12 protein-coding genes are annotated in these 18,672 nt (G+C 68.9%); 6 read left to right on the forward strand and 6 right to left on the reverse strand.

What is annotated here, in order from left to right; translation table 11 throughout:
* The first annotated feature begins 7 nt into the window (after positions 1 to 7).
* Together AC1DWR_RS10200 and AC1DWR_RS10205 are read left to right on the forward strand one after the other, a co-directional pair.
* A complete protein-coding gene (locus AC1DWR_RS10200; protein ID WP_477615100.1) occupies positions 8 to 1,006 on the forward strand; it encodes a co-chaperone YbbN in 999 nt (332 codons plus the stop codon).
* Between the two features lie 44 nt (positions 1,007 to 1,050).
* Complete coding sequence (locus tag AC1DWR_RS10205; protein WP_477615101.1) at positions 1,051 to 2,361, forward strand: ATP-grasp domain-containing protein; 1,311 nt, start codon at positions 1,051 to 1,053, stop codon at positions 2,359 to 2,361.
* Positions 2,362 to 2,656: 295 nt separating this feature from the next.
* On the opposite strand, the gene pgm is transcribed toward AC1DWR_RS10205, so the two are convergent.
* The 5 genes from pgm to AC1DWR_RS10230 are packed head-to-tail and all read right to left on the reverse strand — an operon-like array spanning position 2,657 to position 12,275.
* Entirely contained in the window at positions 2,657 to 4,300 is a 1,644-nt protein-coding gene (gene pgm / locus AC1DWR_RS10210; protein WP_477615102.1) for a phosphoglucomutase (alpha-D-glucose-1,6-bisphosphate-dependent), read from the reverse strand.
* Complete coding sequence (gene glgB / locus AC1DWR_RS10215) at positions 4,297 to 7,014, reverse strand: 1,4-alpha-glucan branching protein GlgB (protein ID WP_477615103.1); 2,718 nt, start codon at positions 7,012 to 7,014, stop codon at positions 4,297 to 4,299. The genes pgm and glgB overlap by 4 nt, the downstream gene beginning before the upstream one ends.
* Positions 7,011 to 8,447: a maltokinase N-terminal cap-like domain-containing protein gene (locus AC1DWR_RS10220; protein WP_477615104.1), complete on the reverse strand. Its 1,437-nt coding sequence runs from the start codon at positions 8,445 to 8,447 to the stop codon at positions 7,011 to 7,013. Before AC1DWR_RS10220 ends, glgB begins: the two co-directional genes overlap by 4 nt.
* On the reverse strand, positions 8,440 to 10,149 hold the full coding sequence (gene treS / locus AC1DWR_RS10225) for a maltose alpha-D-glucosyltransferase (protein ID WP_477615105.1): 1,710 nt from the start codon (positions 10,147 to 10,149) through the stop codon (positions 8,440 to 8,442). Before treS ends, AC1DWR_RS10220 begins: the two co-directional genes overlap by 8 nt.
* On the reverse strand, positions 10,149 to 12,275 hold the full coding sequence (locus tag AC1DWR_RS10230; protein WP_477615106.1) for an alpha-1,4-glucan--maltose-1-phosphate maltosyltransferase: 2,127 nt from the start codon (positions 12,273 to 12,275) through the stop codon (positions 10,149 to 10,151). The genes treS and AC1DWR_RS10230 overlap by 1 nt, the downstream gene beginning before the upstream one ends.
* 131 nt (positions 12,276 to 12,406) lie before the next feature.
* On the opposite strand from AC1DWR_RS10230, the gene glgP reads away from it, so the two are divergent.
* Positions 12,407 to 14,986: an alpha-glucan family phosphorylase gene (gene glgP, locus AC1DWR_RS10235; RefSeq protein WP_477615107.1), complete on the forward strand. Its 2,580-nt coding sequence runs from the start codon at positions 12,407 to 12,409 to the stop codon at positions 14,984 to 14,986.
* Positions 14,987 to 15,278: 292 nt separating this feature from the next.
* On the opposite strand, the gene AC1DWR_RS10240 is transcribed toward glgP, so the two are convergent.
* Positions 15,279 to 15,887 carry a hypothetical protein gene (locus AC1DWR_RS10240; protein ID WP_477615108.1) on the reverse strand — a complete coding sequence of 203 codons (609 nt, stop codon included), beginning with the start codon at positions 15,885 to 15,887 and terminating at the stop codon, positions 15,279 to 15,281.
* Between the two features lie 202 nt (positions 15,888 to 16,089).
* Between AC1DWR_RS10240 and AC1DWR_RS10245 the strand changes: the two genes are divergently transcribed.
* The 3 genes from AC1DWR_RS10245 (at position 16,090) to AC1DWR_RS10255 (ending at position 18,614) form a co-directional block, all read left to right on the forward strand.
* Entirely contained in the window at positions 16,090 to 17,295 is a 1,206-nt protein-coding gene (locus AC1DWR_RS10245; protein WP_477615109.1) for a hypothetical protein, read from the forward strand.
* Positions 17,296 to 17,437: 142 nt separating this feature from the next.
* A complete protein-coding gene (locus tag AC1DWR_RS10250; protein WP_477615110.1) occupies positions 17,438 to 18,016 on the forward strand; it encodes a hypothetical protein in 579 nt (192 codons plus the stop codon).
* Positions 18,017 to 18,131: 115 nt separating this feature from the next.
* Positions 18,132 to 18,614 carry an Hcp family type VI secretion system effector gene (locus tag AC1DWR_RS10255; RefSeq protein ID WP_477615111.1) on the forward strand — a complete coding sequence of 161 codons (483 nt, stop codon included), beginning with the start codon at positions 18,132 to 18,134 and terminating at the stop codon, positions 18,612 to 18,614.
* Positions 18,615 to 18,672 lie beyond the last annotated feature (58 nt).

Below are 18,672 nucleotides of genomic sequence, written 5' to 3' on the forward strand. Positions count from 1 at the left end.
CACCGCCATGAGTGATCAGCCGTTGACCACAGGTGGCCTCCGGGGCGCCGTCGACCTCACCGCACTGCGGGGTCAAACCCCGTCGGCCGCCTCGACCGCGCCCCCTGGGGCGACCGCGGCGGGTGGCGCAGGTGCGTCCGACGCCACCGGCACGCCGGCTCCCACGGGGGTCGCCGGTCGGGCAGGCGTCGTCGTCGAGGGCACGGACACCAACTTCCAGGAGGTCGCCAACGCCTCGGTGGGTGTCCCGATGCTGCTGGTCCTCTGGGCTGCCCAGATCCCCGAGTCGCGCGACTACCTCGACACCGTGGTCAGGATCGCGGGCAGCTACGAAGGCCGGTTCCAGGTCGTCAGCGTCAACGTCGAGCAGAACCCCACCCTGCTGCGGGCCTTCCAGGTGCAGAGCGTCCCGGTCACCATGGGGCTGATCCAGGGCCAGCCCGTGCCGTTGTTCGCCGGGATCCAGCCGGAGCAGGCCCTTCGACCGGTGCTCGACGAGTTCCTCGGCCTGGCGGTGCAGCACGGTGTGGCGGGTCGCGTCGACATCGCCGGCGCGGGCGAGCCTGCCGAAGGCGCCGAGGTCGAGGAGCAGCTCCCGCCCCTGCACCAGGAGGCCTACGACGCCATCGAGCGCGGCGACCTCGACGGTGCCGCGGCGGCATACCAGCAGGCGCTGAAGCAGAACCCCGCCGACGCCGAGGCTGAGCTGGGGCTCGCCCAGGTCGGCCTCCTGCAGCGCACCGAGGGTGCGGACCTGCAAGGCGCCCGCGCAGCGGCCGCCGAGCACCCCACGGATGTCGCTGCGCAGGGCCTGGTCGCAGACCTCGACGTCCTCGGTGGGCACGTGGAGGACGCGTTCCTGCGGCTCATCGACCTCGTGCGGGCAACCGCCGGTGAGGAGCGGGAGCAGGCGAAGAACCACCTCCTCCAGCTCTTCGCCGTGGTCGGCTCGCACGACGAGCGCGTCCGCAAGGCACGAACGTCCCTGATGAGCGCCTTGTTCTGAGGCTCCACTTTCGGTGCGCCTGCTGAGCCGACAGGATGGGGTGCATGGCAAAGACGCAGGAACACCTCATCGGACTGTTGCTGGGCGCGGAAGGTGACTGGCCGCGCGCGTTCGAGACCCTCGCGGGTCGGCTGGGCGTCCTGAAGGGGCCCGACGGGACGAGCCACCACGTCAACACCGAACGCATGACGATCGAGCCGTTCAACCTGCGTGACAAACCACGGCAGGACCTCGTGATCGACCGGCTGGCCTACTGGTACTACCACCCGCGAGAGTGGCTCAAGAAGGCCGCACTGATGGACGACGTCTACCTGCTCAACAGCCCGTTCACGTTCCAGTCCATGGAGAAGCACTCGGCCTACTGCGCGTTGCTGCGCCTGGGGATGAACGTCCCCGAGACCGTGCTGGTGCCCTACAAGAACCCGATCGACAACGCGCGATGGGCCTTCACCGCGGCCCGGTACAACAAGGAGTTCGACCTCGACGCGATTGCAGAGGAGATCGGCTACCCGCTGTTCATGAAGCCGTTCGACGGCGGTGGCTGGCGCGGCGTGTCCCAGGTCAAGAACGTCGAGGACCTGCACAGTGCCTACGACGACTCCGGCGAGATGCTGATGCACCTGCAGGCGTCCGTGAAGGACTTCGAGGTGTTCGCCCGGGCGCTCACCATCGGGCCCGAGACGATGGTGATGAAGTTCCAGCCCGACGAGCCGATGCACAACAGGTATGCCGTCCAGCACGGCTTCCTGGGCGAGGGCGTGGGCACCGAGGCGGTCACCATCGCCCAGACGGTGAACGCGTTCTTCCGGTGGGAGTTCAACTCCTGCGAGATGCTGGTCAAGGACGGCGTCGTCTACCCGATCGACTACGCCAACGCGTGTCCCGACGTGGCGGTGACCTCGCTGCACTACTACTTCCCGTGGGCCATGAAGGCGCTGCTGAAGTGGTCGGTGTTCTGCGTCGCCACCGGCCGCAAGGCGCGCACCCAGGTCGACACCGGGCCGTGGTTCGAGATCGCCGACGACGACGCGCTCGACTACGGGGCCAAGCTCGCGGCATACCAGGGGTTGGCCGACGACCACTTCGACACCGAGCGCTACCGGGAGTTCTGCGAGGTCGCCCTCCCGAACATCGACGACATGGTGCTCGAGTGGGTCGACTCACCCGACTTCCGGAGCCTGCTGACCGAGACCATCCAGACGACCTATCCCCAGCACGAGTGGGACAAGTTCGAGGGGCACTTCGGCGGTCTGACCCGCATGTGGGTCAAGGACGAGCAGTCACGCCTGGGGTCCGGCAGCTCGGCCGTCGACGAGACCGTCGTGAGCGGCCCCGCACCCGCCGTGGCGGACTAGCAGGCGCGGCACTCCTGCGGGAGCTGGTGGCGGCGTGCTTCGGGCTGCATCAACCGGGGGCGGCGCAAGCCGCGCAGTCGGTCGAGGGTGACGAGGTTGGGGCCGGTGTCGCTTCGGCGGGGGAAGCTGCGAGGCCCGGGCTGGCGTGCGTCGTTCGAGGGCGTCATGTAGGTCCCAACCGGCGCGGGCCGAATTCTGTTCCCCGGCACAGGAACTCACAGCGAACCAGCGGACAGCGACCAGGTGGGATGGGCTGTGCAAGGGCGATCGTTCTCAGCCTGCCCTCACCTTTCGGTCAGGCACCGAGGGCCGCGCCGACGACGTCCTTGGCCTCGGCCTGCACTTGGGCCAGGTGCTCGGCCCCCTTGAACGACTCGGCATAGATCTTGTAGACGTCCTCGGTCCCTGATGGGCGCGCCGCGAACCAGGCGCTCTCCGTCGTGACCTTGAGGCCACCGATGGCCGCGTCGTTGCCGGGTGCCTGCGTCAGCTTGGCCGTGATCGGTTCCCCCGCAAGGGAGTCCGCAGCCACGTCGCCGGGCGAGAGGGCCGCGAGCTTGGCCTTCTGTTCACGCGTTGCAGCAGCATCGATCCGTGCGTATGCCGGGTCGCCGTGCTTCGCGGTCAGCTCGCGGTAGTGCTGGCTGGGGCTCTGCCCGGTCACGGCGAGGATCTCGGAGGCGAGCAGCGCCAGGATGATGCCGTCCTTGTCGGTGGTCCAGGCCTTGCCGTCCCGGCGCAGGAAGGACGCTCCCGCGGACTCCTCACCGCCGAAGCCGAAGCTTCCGTCGATGAGGCCGGGCACGAACCACTTGAAGCCCACCGGCACCTCGACGAGCTGCCCGCCGACGTCGGCGGCCACCCGGTCGATCATCGAGGACGACACCAGGGTCTTGCCGATGGCCGCGTCGGCCGGCCAGTCCGGGCGGGCACCCCCGAAGAGGTACTGGATCGCGACGGCGAGGAAGTGGTTGGGGTTCATCAGCCCGCCGTCGGGGGTGACGATGCCGTGCCGGTCGGAGTCGGCGTCGTTGCCCGTGGCGATGTCGTAGTCGTCCTTGCGCGAGATCAGCGAGGCCATGGCGAAGGGGGAGGAGCAGTCCATCCGGATCTTGCCGTCCCAGTCCAGGGTCATGAAGCGCCACGTCGGGTCGACCAGGGGGTTCACCACGGTGAGGTCGAGTCCGTGGCGCTCCGCGATCTCACCCCAGTAGTGCACCGCCGCGCCGCCGAGCGGGTCAGCGCCGATGCGTACGCCGGCATCCTTGATTCGTTGGAGGTCGATCACGTTCGGCAGGTCGTCGACGTAGCTGCCCAGGAAGTCGTAGGGCTGGGCGTGCGCACGGGCCCTGCTGAACGGGATGCGACGGACACCCTTGAGGCCGCCGGCGATCAGCTCGTTGGCACGCGCCGCGATCACCGTGGTCGCGTCGCTGTCGGCAGGGCCGCCGTGGGGCGGGTTGTACTTGAACCCTCCGTCGGCCGGCGGGTTGTGGGAGGGGGTGACCACGATGCCGTCGGCCAGGACGGCGCCGCTCGTGCGGCCCTCGTTGGCGCGGATGATGGCATGGCTGACGGCCGGGGTCGGGGTGTAGCCGTCTCGGTCGTCGACCAGGACGATCACGTCGTTGGCCGCCAGCACCTCGAGGGCCGATGCCCAGGCGGGCTCCGAGAGGCCGTGGGTGTCGCGCCCGATGAACAGCGGGCCGTCGTAGCCCTGGGACTTGCGGTAGTCGCAGATGGCCTGGGTCGTGGCGAGGATGTGCGCCTCGTTGAACGCCGTCTTCAGGCTCGACCCACGGTGGCCCGACGTGCCGAAGGCGACCTGCTGGTCGATGTCCTCCGGGTCGGGCACCAGGGTGTAGTAGGCCGTGACGAGATGGGCGACGTCGACGAGGTCGGAGGGCTGGGCCGGCTGACCTGCGCGCGGGTGGTTCATCGGTCTGCCGCCGTGTCGACCGGGGCCAGGTACACCGCCGAGAGGGATGCGACCCTGACCTCGACGGAGTAGGGCTGGCCGTTGGCGCCGTGCTCCTGTGCCGTCACGACGACCTCTGCCTGGCTCGGCGTGCCGAACTCGTCGTAGCCGCTCGTGTCGAGGATGACCTTCCAGTCACCGGCCCGCGGGACGCCGATCCGCAGCGGGTCCCTCGGCAGGCCACCGAAGTTCACCGCGACCGCGACGACGGCTCCCTGACGGTCCTGGGTGCCGAATCGCAGGTAGGAGTACGTGTTCCAGGCGTTGTCATCCGCGTTGAGCCACTCGAAACCGGCAGGGTCGGAGTCCAGCGCCCACAGGGCCTCGTTGTCGCGGTAGACGCGGTTGAGCTCCTTGACCAGGTTGTGCACGCGGTAGTGCGCCGCGTGGTCGAGCAGCCACCAGTCGAGCTGCCGGCCGTCGGCCCACTCGGCCTCCTGGGCGAACTCGGTGCCCATGAAGAGCAGCTGCTTGCCCGGGTGGCTCCAGATGTAGGCGAGGAAGGCCCGCACCGTTGCCAGCTGGTCGTAGCGACTGCCCGGGACCTTGCGGAGCAGGGAGCCCTTGCCGTGGACGACCTCGTCGTGGCTGATCGGGAGGAGGTAGTTCTCGCTGAACGCGTACATGAGGGAGAAGGTCAGCAGGTGGTGGTGGTACTGCCGGTGGATCGGGTCCTCCTTGAGGTACTTCAAGGAGTCGTTCATCCAGCCCATGTTCCACTTGAGCCCGAACCCGAGTCCGCCCGTGCTGGTGGGTTTGGTGACACCCGGCCAGGACGTGGACTCCTCGGCGATCATCACGATCCCCGGCACGCGCTTGTATGCCGTGGCGTTGGCCTCCTGGAGCAGGTCGACCGCCTCGAGGTTCTCGCGTCCCCCGTGGATGTTGGGGACCCACTCGCCGTCCTTGCGGGCGTAGTCGAGGTAGAGCATCGAGGCGACGCCGTCGACCCGCAGGCCGTCGACGTGGAACTCCTCCATCCAGTAGACCGCGTTGGCCACGAGGAAGTTGCGCACCTGCATCCGGCCGAAGTCGAAGATGTAGGAACCCCACTCCGTGTGCCAGCCCTTGCGCGGATCCGGGTGCTCGTAGAGCGGCAGCCCGTCGAACCGGGCCAGCGCCCACGGGTCGGTGGCGAAGTGCCCGGGCACCCAGTCGAGGATGACGCCGATCCCAGCCTGGTGCAGCCGGTCGACGAGGTAACGGAACTCGTCCGGTCGGCCGAACCGCGCGCTCGGGGCGTAGTAGCTCGTCACGTGGTAGCCCCACGACGGCGGGTAGGGGTGCTCCATCACAGGCATGAACTCGACGTGCGTGAAGCCGAGGTCAGCGACGTAGTTGACCAGGTGCTCCGCGAGGGCGACGTAGCCGTGGTTGCTGCGCCACGACCCGAGGTGCACCTCATAGACGCTCATGGGCGCGGTGTGGACGTCGTTCTCGGCGCGCTGCGTCATCCACTCGTCGTCGCTCCAGCTGTAGCGGGACTGCACGACCGACGAGGCCCGACCAGGCGGCGGCTCCGTGGCGCGGGCCATCGGGTCGGCCTTCTCGCGGACCTTGCCGTCGGCGCCGCGCACCAGGAACTTGTAGAGGGTGCCGTCGCCGACACCGGGGATGAACAGCTCCCACACCCCGGACTCGCCGAGCAGCCGCATCGAGTGGCTGCGCGTGTCCCAGCCGTTGAAGTCGCCGGCGACGTGCACCGCCTGGGCGCGCGGAGCCCACACGGCGAACGAGGTGCCGACCACGGTGCCCATGGGGCCCGGGTACTCGCGCACGTGGGCGCCGAGCACGGTCCACAGCTGCTCGTGCCGGCCCTCACCGATGAGGTGGAGGTCGATCGGCCCGAGCGTGGGGGCGAACCGGTAGGGGTCGTCCATCTCGTGCTCGATGCCGTCGCCGTAGGCCACGATCAGGCGGTAGTCCTGGGTCTCGGTGGCTCCGGGGCGGATGCCGCCCCACACCCCGTCGGACTCGTGGGCGAGCTCGATCCGTTCGCCGTCCTGGAAACGCACGGCGACCACGGAGGCGAACGGCTTGTAGGCACGCACCAGCAGCCCGTCGTCCTCCAGGTGGTGGCCGAGCAGGTCGTGCGGCTGCTGGTGCCGCCCGTCGGCCAGTGCCCTGATCGCTTCGGCGGGTGTCGTGGGGACGGGCACCGGCTCGGGTTCGCGCTCGACGGGCGGCTCGACGGCCTGGCGCGAGGCGTTGCGGCGGGCGGCCGAGCGGCTGGTCGGCGTCTCGGCCGGGGGGCCAGCAGGCACCTCGACAGCAGGCATACCGGCAGCAGGGTCATCGGCGGCAGGCTCATGGGCATCGGGCTCATGGGCATCAGGCTCATCGACCGTGGCGCCTTCGGCCGAGGGGGCGCCCGAGGCGGCGGTCTCCGCGGGCGGGGTCGCCGCGGCGGGCGTCTCGGCAGCAATCGCCTCGGCGGGGTCGGGCAGCCCGAACCACGTGCGGGTGGGCTCCTCGGCCGCGGCCGACCCAGCTCCGTCCGGGGTGTCTTCCGCGTCAGGGACCTGCGCCTCGTCCGAGGACTCGGGGGCGACGGACTCCTCGGTCGTCGTCGACTCCGTCGAGTCGGCCGCCGTCGACTCCTGCGCTGTCTCCTCCGGAGCCACGTCGTCGGTGGAGCCGGACTTCTGCTTCTTCTTGCCGAACCGTGGACTCATGTCAGGTCCTTTCTCGCGTCGTCGAGCAGTCGGACCACGGCAGCCGTGGGGATGGTCAGCCAGGTGGGCCTGTTCCTGGCTTCGTAGACGACCTCGTAGAGGGCTTTGTCCAGCTGGAACGCGATGAGCAGCGCCGCGTCCTCGCGGGGATCGCGACCGCACTGCGCGGCATACCCGTCGAGGAAGGCTTGCTGGGCGCTGGCCGCCCAGTCGCGGGCGCTGCCGCCGGGGTGGGACTGCTCCCACGAGCCAGCCGCGTAGTCGAACGAGCGAAGCATGCCCGCGATGTCGCGCACGGCGAGGTCGGGCAGGCTGCGTTCGGCCAGGGGCCGCAGGGGCTCGCCCTCGAAGTCGAGGAGCACCCAGCCGCGCTCGGCCACCTTGAGCACCTGCCCGAGGTGGTAGTCGCCGTGGATGCGTTGCAGCGCAGGCCAGCTCGCGTTGACGGCCCGGTCGAAGACGTCTGCGATGCGGTGCTCGTGGGCGGCCAGCGCCGGGACCTCGGAGGCGGCCGCGATGTAGCGTCCGCGCATGCCGGCTGCGACCGCGGCGATCGCCTCGGGGGTCACGGGTTCGGTCGGGAGCACCTCGGCGAGGCGGGCGTGCACCTCCGCGGTGGCAGCACCCAGCTGGTGGGCCGCCTCGGTGAAGTCCTCGTGGGCGGCCACCGCCCTCAGCGCGACGCGCCAGGCATCCTCCGTGCCCGGGAAGAACTCCTGCGCAAACGCCAGGTGTCCGTATGCCGGCTCGTCGCCTTCGTTGACCCCCGGCCAGGTGGCGCTGACCGTGCCGACCATGGTGGGGACCCTCGTCGAGCCGGCCTCGGAGAGGGCGCCCTGCACGGTGACGTCGGGGTTCTCCCCGGCATGCAACATGCGGAACACCTTGCAGATCAACGGCTTCGGCGTTCCGTCAGCGTCTGCGCAGTCGAACACGATGGAGGTGTTCGACTGTTCACCGGACAGCACCTTCGACGACGTGAGCACGGTCTCGGACGTCCACGACGGGTGACGCCTCGACACCACGGCCGGCTCGGGGGTGTCGGAGACGCCCCCCGCCTGCGGCGCGGCCTGTTCGAGGATCAGGGCGAGCAGCTGGGCGGCGTACACGGGGTCGTGGGTGCCGTCGTAGACCCAGCGGGTGCCGAGGACGCTGTGTTCCAACGTGCCGACCAACGCGTGCTGACCGCCCTCGAGCGGGGCGCCGCGGTAGGTGAGTGGCACCTGGTAGAGCACCGGCGTGGACCCGCCCTCGTCGACGAGGAGCAACGTCTCGATGCCCACTGCGCCTGCGGGGTCGTCGAGCCGCCACGACCAGACCTTGCGCAGCACCGGCAGCCGACCCTTCGCGGCATACCAGCGCTGGCGCGCCATCCACGGACCGACCAGCTCGATCTTGGTCGGCGAGAGGGTTGCGTCGTGGATCTCAGCCATGCGCTGCACCTGGCACCAGGCGGAGCCAGAAGAAGTCACGGGAACCAAGGGTCAGGGTGATGGTGCCGTCGTCGGTGATCTTCGGAAAGCCTTGCCCGCCAAACAGATCAGCGAGGTGCGCGCCCTTGAACTCGTCGGGCACCCGGATCGTCGTCGCCTGCGGCCGGCTCGAGAGGTTGTTGACGCAGAGCACGGCCTCGGAGTCGGTGCCGTCCACGTGGTCCCACTCGACGCGCAGGAACGACAGCACGCCGTCGTTGTCTGACGGGCAGACCTCGAAGTCGCCTCGACCGAACACGGGGTGACGCTTGCGGATCTCGAGCATGGCGCGCACCCAGTGCAGCAGCGAGGAGCTGCTGGCCATCTGGGCCTCGACGTTCACGTTGTTGTAGTGGTAGACGAGCGACGACACGACCGGCAGGTAGAGCTTGCCGGGATCGGCCGAGGAGAAGCCGGAGTTGCGGTCGGGCGTCCACTGCATCGGCGTGCGGACGGCATCACGGTCGTTGAGCCAGATGTTGTCGCCCATGCCGATCTCGTCGCCGTAGTAGAGGCACGGCGAACCCGGCAGGGACAGCAGCAGCGCGTGGATGAGCTCGATCTCGGCCCTGCTGTTGTCGAGCAGGGGGGACAGCCGACGCCGGATGCCGACGTTCGCGCGCATCCGGGGGTCGGGTGCGTACCAGCCGTACATCGCGGCGCGCTGCTCCGGGGTCACCATCTCGAGGGTGAGCTCGTCGTGGTTGCGCAGGAACGTGCCCCACTGGGTGCCGGGCGGGATCTCGGGGGTGTCGGCCAGCACGTCGATGATCGGGGCGGCCTTCTCCTCACGCAGCGAGTAGTAGAGCATCGGCATGACGGGGAAGTGGAAGCACATCTGGCACTCCGGCTCCTCCTCGGTGCCGAAGTAGTCGACGACGTCGGCCGGGGGCTGGTTGGCCTCGGCGAGCAGGATCCGACCGGGGTACTCCGTGTCGACCATCTTGCGGAGCTTGGCGAGGAACTCGTGTGTCTTCGGGTGGTTCTCGCAGTTGTGGCCCTCCTCCTCGTAGAGGTAGGGGACCGCGTCGAGGCGGAAGCCGTCGATGCCCATGTCCATCCAGAACCGCACGACGTCGAACATCGCCTCGTGGACGGCGGGGTTCTCGAAGTTGAGGTCGGGCTGGTGGCCGAAGAACCGGTGCCAGAAGAACTGCCGGCGCACCGGGTCGAACGTCCAGTTCGACACCTCGGTGTCGATGAAGATGATGCGCGCGTCCGAGTATGGCTCGTCGGTGTCGGACCACACGTAGAAGTCGCCGAAGGGACCCTCGGGGTCGGACCGGGACGCCTGGAACCAGGGGTGCTGGTCGCTCGTGTGGTTCATGACGAAGTCCGTGATGACCCTGATCCCCCGGGCATGGGCCTGGGAGACGAGCTCCTGGAAGTCAGGCAGCGTGCCGAACTCGGGGAGGACGGCGGTGTAGTCGGCGATGTCGTAGCCGCCGTCACGAAGGGGCGAGGCGTAGAAGGGCGGCAGCCACAGGCAGTCGACGCCCAGCCAGGCGAGGTAGTCGAGGCGGCCCATCAGTCCGGTGAAGTCGCCGGAGCCCGAGCCCTTGGAGTCCCCGAAACCGCGGACGAGGACTTCGTAGAAGACCGCGGTCTTGAACCACTCGGGGTCGTTCTTCAGACCGGGTTGGGCGAGGTTGAGACCCTGCATCAGAACCTCCGGATTGCGACGATGTGGACGGGCTCGGTCTCGGGACCGAGTCTGACGTAGACGTGCTCCCCCCAGTGCCACGACGCCCCGGTCACCAGGTCCTGGGCTGCGATCCCGTCGTGGTAGTCGAGGCCGAGCGCGGGCATGTCCAGGTGCATGGCCGACTCGCGCGTGCTGTGCGGGTCGAGGTTGGCGACCACCACGATGGTGTCGTCCGTGCCGTCGGGCAGGATCCGCCGCTTGGAGAACGCCATGATGTTCTCGTCGTCGACGTGGTGGAAGGTGATGTTGCGCAGCCAGTGCAGCGCCGGGTGCTCGCGCCGGATCTGGTTGAGCATCGTCAGGTAGCCCGCGAGGGACTGCCCCTCCTTGGCCCCACCGGGCTCGTAGTCCTCCCAGTGCCGGTTCTTGTACTGGTACTTCTCGTTGTCGATCTGCTCCTCTGCACCCGGACGGGCGACGTGCTCGATGAGCTCGTAGCCGGCGTAGATCCCGTAGGTGGGGACCAGGGTCGCGGCCAGGGCCGCGCGCAGCTTCCAGGCCGAGGGGCCGCCGAACTGCATGTAGGGCGTGAGGATGTCGTGCGTCGTGGGCCAGAACGACGGCCGCATGTAGGCCGCGGAATCGCCGGCGAGCTCCTTGACGTACTCCTCGAGCTCCCACCGCTGGTTGCGCCAGGTGTAGTACGTGTAGGACTGCTGGAAACCGACCTTCCCGAGCGAGTGCATCATCGCGGGCTTGGTGAACGCCTCGGCCAGCCAGATCACGTCGGGGTGGTCGCGGCCCACGTCGGCGATGATCCACTGCCAGAACTCGACCGGCTTGGTGTGCGGGTTGTCGACCCGGAAGATCTTGACCCCGTGGTCGATCCACACCTGGACCATGCGGCGCATCTCGGCGTACGACCCGACCGGGTCGTTGTCGAAGTTGAGCGGGTAGATGTCCTGGTACTTCTTGGGCGGGTTCTCCGCGTACGCGATGGTGCCGTCGGCCCGGGTGGTGAACCACTCCGGGTGAGTCTTCACGTACGGGTGGTCGGGGGAGCACTGGAGCGCGATGTCCATCGCGACCTCCATGCCGTGCTCGTGCGTCTGCGCCACGAAGTAGTCGAAGTCGGCGAAGGTCCCGAGGTCGGGGTGGATCGCGTCGTGTCCGCCGTCGGGGGAGCCGATGGCATAGGGGCTGCCCGGGTCGTCGGGACCGGCGCCGAGGGTGTTGTTCGGACCCTTGCGCGCCGTCGTGCCGATCGGGTGGATCGGCGTGAGGTAGACGACGTCGAAGCCCATCCGAGCGATCGCGGGCAGCCGCTCGGCCGCCGTGCGCAGGGTGCCGGACTTCCACTTTCCGGTCACCGGGTCCTGCACGGCACCTTCCGACCGCGGGAAGATCTCGTACCACGCGCCATACAGGGCTCTCTCACGCTCCACGAGCAACGGGTATGCCGTGGACGGGCTCACGTAGTCGCGCAGCGGGCGGGCGGCCAGCTCGGCGCGCACCGAGGGGTCGGTGCCGGCGTGCAGCCGGGCCAGGGGCGGGCGGCGGGTGTCGCGCAGGGCAGTGACCGCGTCCTTGAGGACGGCCTGCTGCTCCTGGGTGCGCGTGACCTCGGACAGGGCCCGTTCGAGGGTGCGGGCGCCTTCTTCGAGCATCAGCTCGGTGTCGATCTCGGCGGCGACCTTGATCGACGCATCGTGGTCCCAGGTGCCGTAGGGGTCGGACCAGCCCTCGACGCGGTAGGTCCACCAGCCCTCGGTGTCGGGCTCGACGACGGCCGCCCAGGTGTTGAGGCCGGGGTTGGTCGAGGTCATGGCGGTGACGCGCTCTGAGCCGTCGGGCGCGACGAGGACGACGGAGGCGTTGACCGCGTCGTGTCCCTCGCGGAAGACGGTGGCGCCGATCGTGAACTGCTCGCCCACGACGGCCTTGGCCGGGCGGGCGCCGCCGTCGACGACGGGGCTGACGTCCTGGACCGGGATGCGGCCGATGGGAGTCTGTGGGGGAGTCGTGGTCGGCGCCTGGGCTGAGGCTGTCGTGGGAGTGCTCGCGCCCGGTTGCCGTTTGCTGGTGCCCTTGGCGGGGGATGCGGCGGGAGTGTCAGGTCTGGTTGCACGTGGCGTCGCTGTCACGCGCCCGACGCTACTCGGTCTGGGGCCCCGCGCACCTCCCCAGACCCCAGAAGGCCCGGTTGCTGAAACTTTTTGAAAGTTCTGCAAGAACGCGTCATTGGGATTGGGCTGGAGGGCTTAGGATGCCCCACGTGAAGGCGATCCGACGCTTCAGCGTCCGTACAGTTCTGCCCGCGCCCATTGCCGCTCTCGGCGATCTGGCCAGCAACCTGCGGTGGTGCTGGCACCCACCCACCCGAGACCTGTTCCAGCGCATCGACCCTGAGCGCTGGAACAAGGTCCGCAAGGATCCGGTTCGGCTGCTCTCGGCCCTGTCCCCGCAGGAGCTCACCGACCTCGCGGGCGACACTGACTTCGTCGCGGCCGTCTCGGCAGCCAAGGCAGACCTCGACACCTACCTGACGGAGCCGCGCTGGTTCCAGGCGTGGGCGGGCGAGGTCGAGGGTGGCGCCCCCAAGGCGATCGGCTACTTCAGCCCCGAGTTCGGCATCACCGAGGTGCTGCCGCAGTACTCGGGTGGCCTGGGCATCCTCGCGGGCGACCACCTGAAGACGGCCTCCGACCTCGGTGTCCCGATCGTCGGTGTCGGTCTCTTCTACAAGACCGGCTACTTCAAGCAGAGCCTCAACCGCGACGGCTGGCAGCAGGAGACCTACCCGGTCCTGGACCCCGACGAGCTGCCCCTGAGCCTCCTGCGCGAGGACGACGACACCCCGTGCGTCATCACCCTCGACCTGCCCGGTGGTCGCGAGCTGCACGCCCACGTCTGGCGCGCCCAGGTCGGACGCGTCCCGCTGCTGCTGCTCGACTCGGACGTCCCTGAGAACGACGACGCTGCGCGCAACATCACCAACCGCCTCTACGGTGGCGGCGGCGAGCAGCGACTCCAGCAGGAGATGCTGCTCGGTATCGGTGGCGTCCGGGCCCTTCGGCTGTGGTCGCGACTGACCGGAGCGCCGGTGCCGGACGTCTACCACACCAACGAGGGGCACGCCGGGTTCCTCGGCGTCGAGCGCATCCACGAGCTGACTCAGTCGGCCGGGCTCACCTTCGACGAGGCCCTCGAGGCCGTCCGCGCGGCGACCGTGTTCACGACCCACACCCCGGTCCCCGCCGGCATCGACCGGTTCGACGCCGAGCTCATCACGCGTCACTTCGGTGGCGACCGCGCCGTCGAGGGCGTGCCCGTGGAGCGGCTGCTGACCCTGGGTGCGGAGGACTACCCGGGTGGTCAGCCCGGCATGTTCAACATGGCCGTCATGGGCCTGCGCCTCGGCCAGCGCGCCAACGGTGTGTCCCAGCTGCACGGTGTCGTCAGCCGCGAGATGTTCGACGGGCTGTGGCCGGGCTTCGACGACGACGAGGTCCCGATCTCCAGTGTCACCAACGGCGTCCACGCCGGCACCTGGGTGGACCGCAAGGTCTACGAGGTCGCCGCGAAGCACCTCGGCACCACCGACATCGAGCGCGACAACGCCTGGGATCGCATCGGTGACGTCCCGCGTGACGCCATCTGGGCGACCAAGCGCGACATGCGCGAGCAGCTCGTCGTCGAGGCGCGTCGCCGCACCAAGTCGTCGTGGACCAAGCGTGGCGCCAGCCCGGCTGAGCTCGGCTGGGTCGACGACATCCTCGACCCCGACGTGCTGACGATCGGGTTCGCCCGCCGCGTGCCGACCTACAAGCGGCTCACCCTGATGCTGCGCGACCCCGCGCGCCTCAAGCGACTGCTGCTGGACCCCAAGCGCCCGATCCAGCTCGTCATCGCCGGCAAGTCCCACCCCGCCGACGAGACCGGCAAGCAGCTCATCCAGCAGATGGTGCGCTTCGCCGACGACCCGGAGATCCGCCACCGCATCGTGTTCCTCCCGAACTACGACATCGCCATGGCGCAGTACCTCTACCCGGGTTGCGACGTCTGGCTCAACAACCCGCTGCGCCCGTTCGAGGCGTGCGGGACCTCGGGCATGAAGGCCGCCCTCAATGGTGGCCTCAACCTGTCCATCCTCGACGGCTGGTGGGACGAGTGGTTCGACGGCGAGAACGGCTGGGCCATCCCGACCGCTGACGGTGTCGACGACCCCGAGCGCCGCGACGACATCGAGGCGTCCGCGCTCTACGACCTGATCGAGAACTCGGTCGCCCCGAGGTTCTACGACGTCGACGCCGAGGGCCTGCCGCAGAACTGGATCTCGATGATCACCCACACGCTGTCGACCCTCGGGCCCAAGGTCCTCGCCAGCCGCATGGTGCGCGACTACACGACGCAGCTCTACGGGCCCGCCGCCCGGGCCGGGTGGTCGCTCAACGGCAAGACCTTCGTCGGTGCCCGCGACCTGGCGGCCTACAAGGCCAAGGTCAAGGCGGCCTGGCCGACCGTCCACGTCGACCACGTCGAGTCCTCGGGTGTCTCGGACAGCCCGCAGATCGGCGAGACCCTCCACGTGCGCGCCTATGTCTCGCTCGGCGTCCTGACGCCGGACGAGGTCGATGTGCAGGTCGTGCACGGCAACGCCCACGACAGCGACGACCTGAGTGACGTCGACACCCAGTCGCTGGTCCTCGTCGAGTCCTACGAAGGTGGCCGTCACCAGTTCGCGGGCGACCTCGCGCTGGCTCGCACCGGCTCGTTCGGCTACACCGTCCGAGTGCTCCCCAAGCACTCGGGCCTGGCCAGCACCAGCGAGCTCGGTCTCGTCGCCAACGCCTGAGGCGCGCCTGAGGTCGTCAACGGCCAGGCAAACAGCAGCAAGGTATGCCGCGTGCGGACGTCCGCACGCGGCATACCCATGCCTGGCCCCTGTGGACAACGTGTGGGATCAGCTCGAGACCACAGCCCCAAGGTCAAAGCCATCCCCACCCTGGCGACCATGACCCCGCCCCACAGCCCGCCACCCCGGCGGGCCCGCTGGCACGCCCGCCGGCGCGAGCTCCCTGCCGATCGGGGGCGCCGATGTCACTCCCACGCATGCAGCCAGCGGCTGCACGTGAGGTGGAGGACGGTCAGCGCTGCGTCCCCGCGGACGAATGGCGAAGGCTCATGCCCGCGGCCAGCACCCACAGCGGTACGAGGAGCAGGGGCACCGTGTAGAGACTGAAGAGCTGCGCCGTCGCGACGAGGTACCCGGCAGCGCACATCCATCGAGGCAGCTGCCTCGTCCGCGCCGAACCTCGAGCGAGCAGGAGGACGGTGACCCCCGCGCAGAGCGCCGCCGGGACGAACATCACGACATATCCCAGCTGGGGTAGGAGCTCCCGTCCCTGTTCGATGCCCTGGTCGCCGGTGAGTCGACCGAACTCGACGCTGAGCGAGACCGTCGCGAACGCCGCGGCAGCCACACCGGCCAGCGCTGCGAAGGCTGTCGCAGCCAGGCGCGCCACGAGGTTCTCGGTGCTGCGGGAGCCAGGAGCGTCGAGGGACTGCGTCATGTGTACGACGAAGGCGATGAAGAGGAGGCCCGAGAGTGTCAGCAGGTATCCGCCCGCAGCATGCCGAAGCCGTTCGACCGAGCTGTCGAAGTAGGTGAACGACGACGCGGCATCCGCGAACGCGCCAACCACGTCCCCGAGCAAGGCGGTCGCCGATGCAGTGAAGAGGAGTGCAAACCCCACGTCCAGGAGCCTCATGACTCGGGTGTCACGGTCACCCTGTTCCATTTTCCAATCGTCGCCCATCTGGAGCCGCGGCGCAGGGTCGCCCTGGGGTCCACAGCTGTGGCCCCACAACTGACGAAAGGCGGGCCCTGGGGAGGACGACGGGAACGGCTGCTGGCGGGACTGTTGAAGCTGCACACCGGCCATGAAAGGCGACGACATGCTTCCCACACCACGCGACGAAAGGCCACCGAGCGCCACCCTGTCGGCGCGGCGAGCGGCGAGGTTGGCCAGCGGGGCGTTCACGCTGGCCCTCATCGGGACGACCATGACCGCCTGCGGAGGGTCAGACGCCAACGCGCCGGTCGCCCAGAGCCCTACCGCGAAGGCCGAGGCGCCCACCACTGCCACCAAAGCCCCTTCGACGCCGGCCGCCGAGGTCACCTTCGTGCAGGACGCAGGGGGCGAGGGCGGTGAGTCCTCGGGACGAGTCGAGATCACGGTCATCGCTGCCTCCGGGCTTGGGGTGTCCGTGACCATGTCCATGTTCAGCGACCCGAATGCCAAGGACCCTGAGGAGGTCGTCAGGCAGACCTGGGACGGGACCAGGCTGCTCACCTTCGACTCGATGGGGGGCCCGCAGTACGTCCTGTACGAGGCGGTGAACGAACACCCCGATGCATGGAATGGCTTGGGCCTGTTGTCCCGGGAACTGATGGGACCGACGACGGGTACCACCTGCCACGCCCTTGGTCGAGGTCGAGTCATCCTGAAGCGAGACGCGGCCGGGTACCGCTGTGCCACGGTCGCCACTGAGCAGCAAGACGGCTTCAGCGCCGACTACTGGTTCGACAAGGACACGGGAGTCCTTCTGGAGACGGGGGCCCTTCACGCAGCAACCTTCACGCAGCGTCCGAGCGCGGACAGGGCAACTTTCTCCACGACTCCTCCGGCCGGTTCACCTGCCACCGTCATCGCTGCACGCAAACCATCGTCCGGGGGCACTGTGCAGGTGCCGCCGTTCAACCTCGAGCTGCTGACCACCGGAAGGGCGACCTCGGCCACCTATGCCGGACACTCGTACGTCCTCGCATTCTTCAACTCAGACACCTACTGGGACTCTCCCGACTCCTGCGCCGGCTGCCTGTCCGCCCTCAGGAGCCTCCAACAGATGACATCGAACGGCACGACGCCTCCCGTGCTCGCGGTCCAGGTGGGCGAGAGGGGCAAGCCAGGGCTCCCGCTGGTCCCACCAGGCGTCACGCTGCCGATCGCCAACGACCCCACACCCACGCTGCGGAACGCCCTTGGCCTGACCAAGCAGCTGACCATGGCCTTCGTCGGAAAGGACGGGGCCGTGAAGGTCAGCTACAACTCGGCACCGACCCCAGCGCAGCTGAGGCAGGCACTCGCCTCCATCAAGTGAAGAACCCGGACCCGACAGCCAGCGCCCGCCCGCCCGCCACAGATCTGAACCACCACTGGGAGCCACCATGCTTCGCACGCCAGTCGCACGCCTCCGTGCCCGTCGGCCCTCCTGGCGATACGGCTCACCTGCGGTCATTGGTGTGCTGACGCTGGTCCTGTGTGCGTGTGGCACGGCGCCTTCCGCCGAGGAATCCCGGGTGGATGGGGATGTGGTGACAGGCGCGCCTCCGGATCAGTTGTCCCGGTTTGCCACAGAACTGGCCGCTGAGGGGCGGATCGCGTACTACCTGGGGCCCAAGGCCGCGGGCTACGGGTTCGACGGGATCGTCAAGATCGACAACCAGGGACCGCTGATCAACATTGAGGCCCACTACGGCCCCTGCGACCCGGGGCGCGAGGGCTACTGCGTGCCCCCGGCTTTTGTCAGCACCCAGGATTGGGAGCGGTTGCCGGCCGGCTTTCCCTGTGCGCGGCTCGAGCCCCGGCTGTCGGTGCCGACCGTGGTGCTCGACGGTCAGCTCACCCTGTTCTCCGGGCGACTGCAGCTCAAGATCGTCGACGACGCCGATCAGGACGTCCCCAACCGCCCGGTTGATCACGCCCTCGCACTGGTGGCGCAGCTGCGGACTCTCGACGGCGCGGAGCCGCTGGACCAGCTGCCTCCCCCCGCGCCAGAGGTCCTGACGTGGCTGGACCAGACCTGCCCCGCCGGGCACTGAAAGGGCCGGAGGGAGCGAGGACCGGGCCCGCGTCACGCTGCCCGCCGAGGTTGACAGCGAACACCGACAGGTCGACCTTGGGGTAGTCCGTGAGCCCAGCCAAGGAGACGGTGTGATGGCCAGCTCGATCTTCGCCAGGATCGGCACGATCAAGGGTGAGTCCCGCGATGCCAAGCACAAGGACGAGATCGAGGTCCTGTCGTGGTCGTGGGGGGTGTCCCAGTCCGGCACCGCCGGTCACGGGGGAGGGGGCGGGGCAGGCAAGGCGAGCTTCCAGGACCTCACCTTCACCCACCACGTCGACAAGGCCTCTCCGCTCCTGATGAAGGCGTGCGCCACGGGTGAGCACGTCAAGGACGCGACGATCACGGTGCGCAAGGCCGGCAAGGGCCAGCAGGAGTATCTCGTCATCACGCTGACAGACCTCCTCGTGACGAGCGTCTCCACGAGCGTCAGTGCCGAAGGGGACGCCACGATGGAGAGCGTCGGGCTGTCGTTCGCAAAGGTCGACCTGGAGTACAAGCCGCAGAAGGCAGATGGCTCGCTGGAGGCTGGGATCCACTTCAAGTACGACCTCAAGACGAACAAGGCGGGCTAGCCAGGGCGCCACCGCCTGGTCCTGCCCCACCTCCACTCGCGTGGTCCGACAACTGCCG

It is taken from the genome of Pedococcus sp. P2_E2, assembly GCF_056403955.1.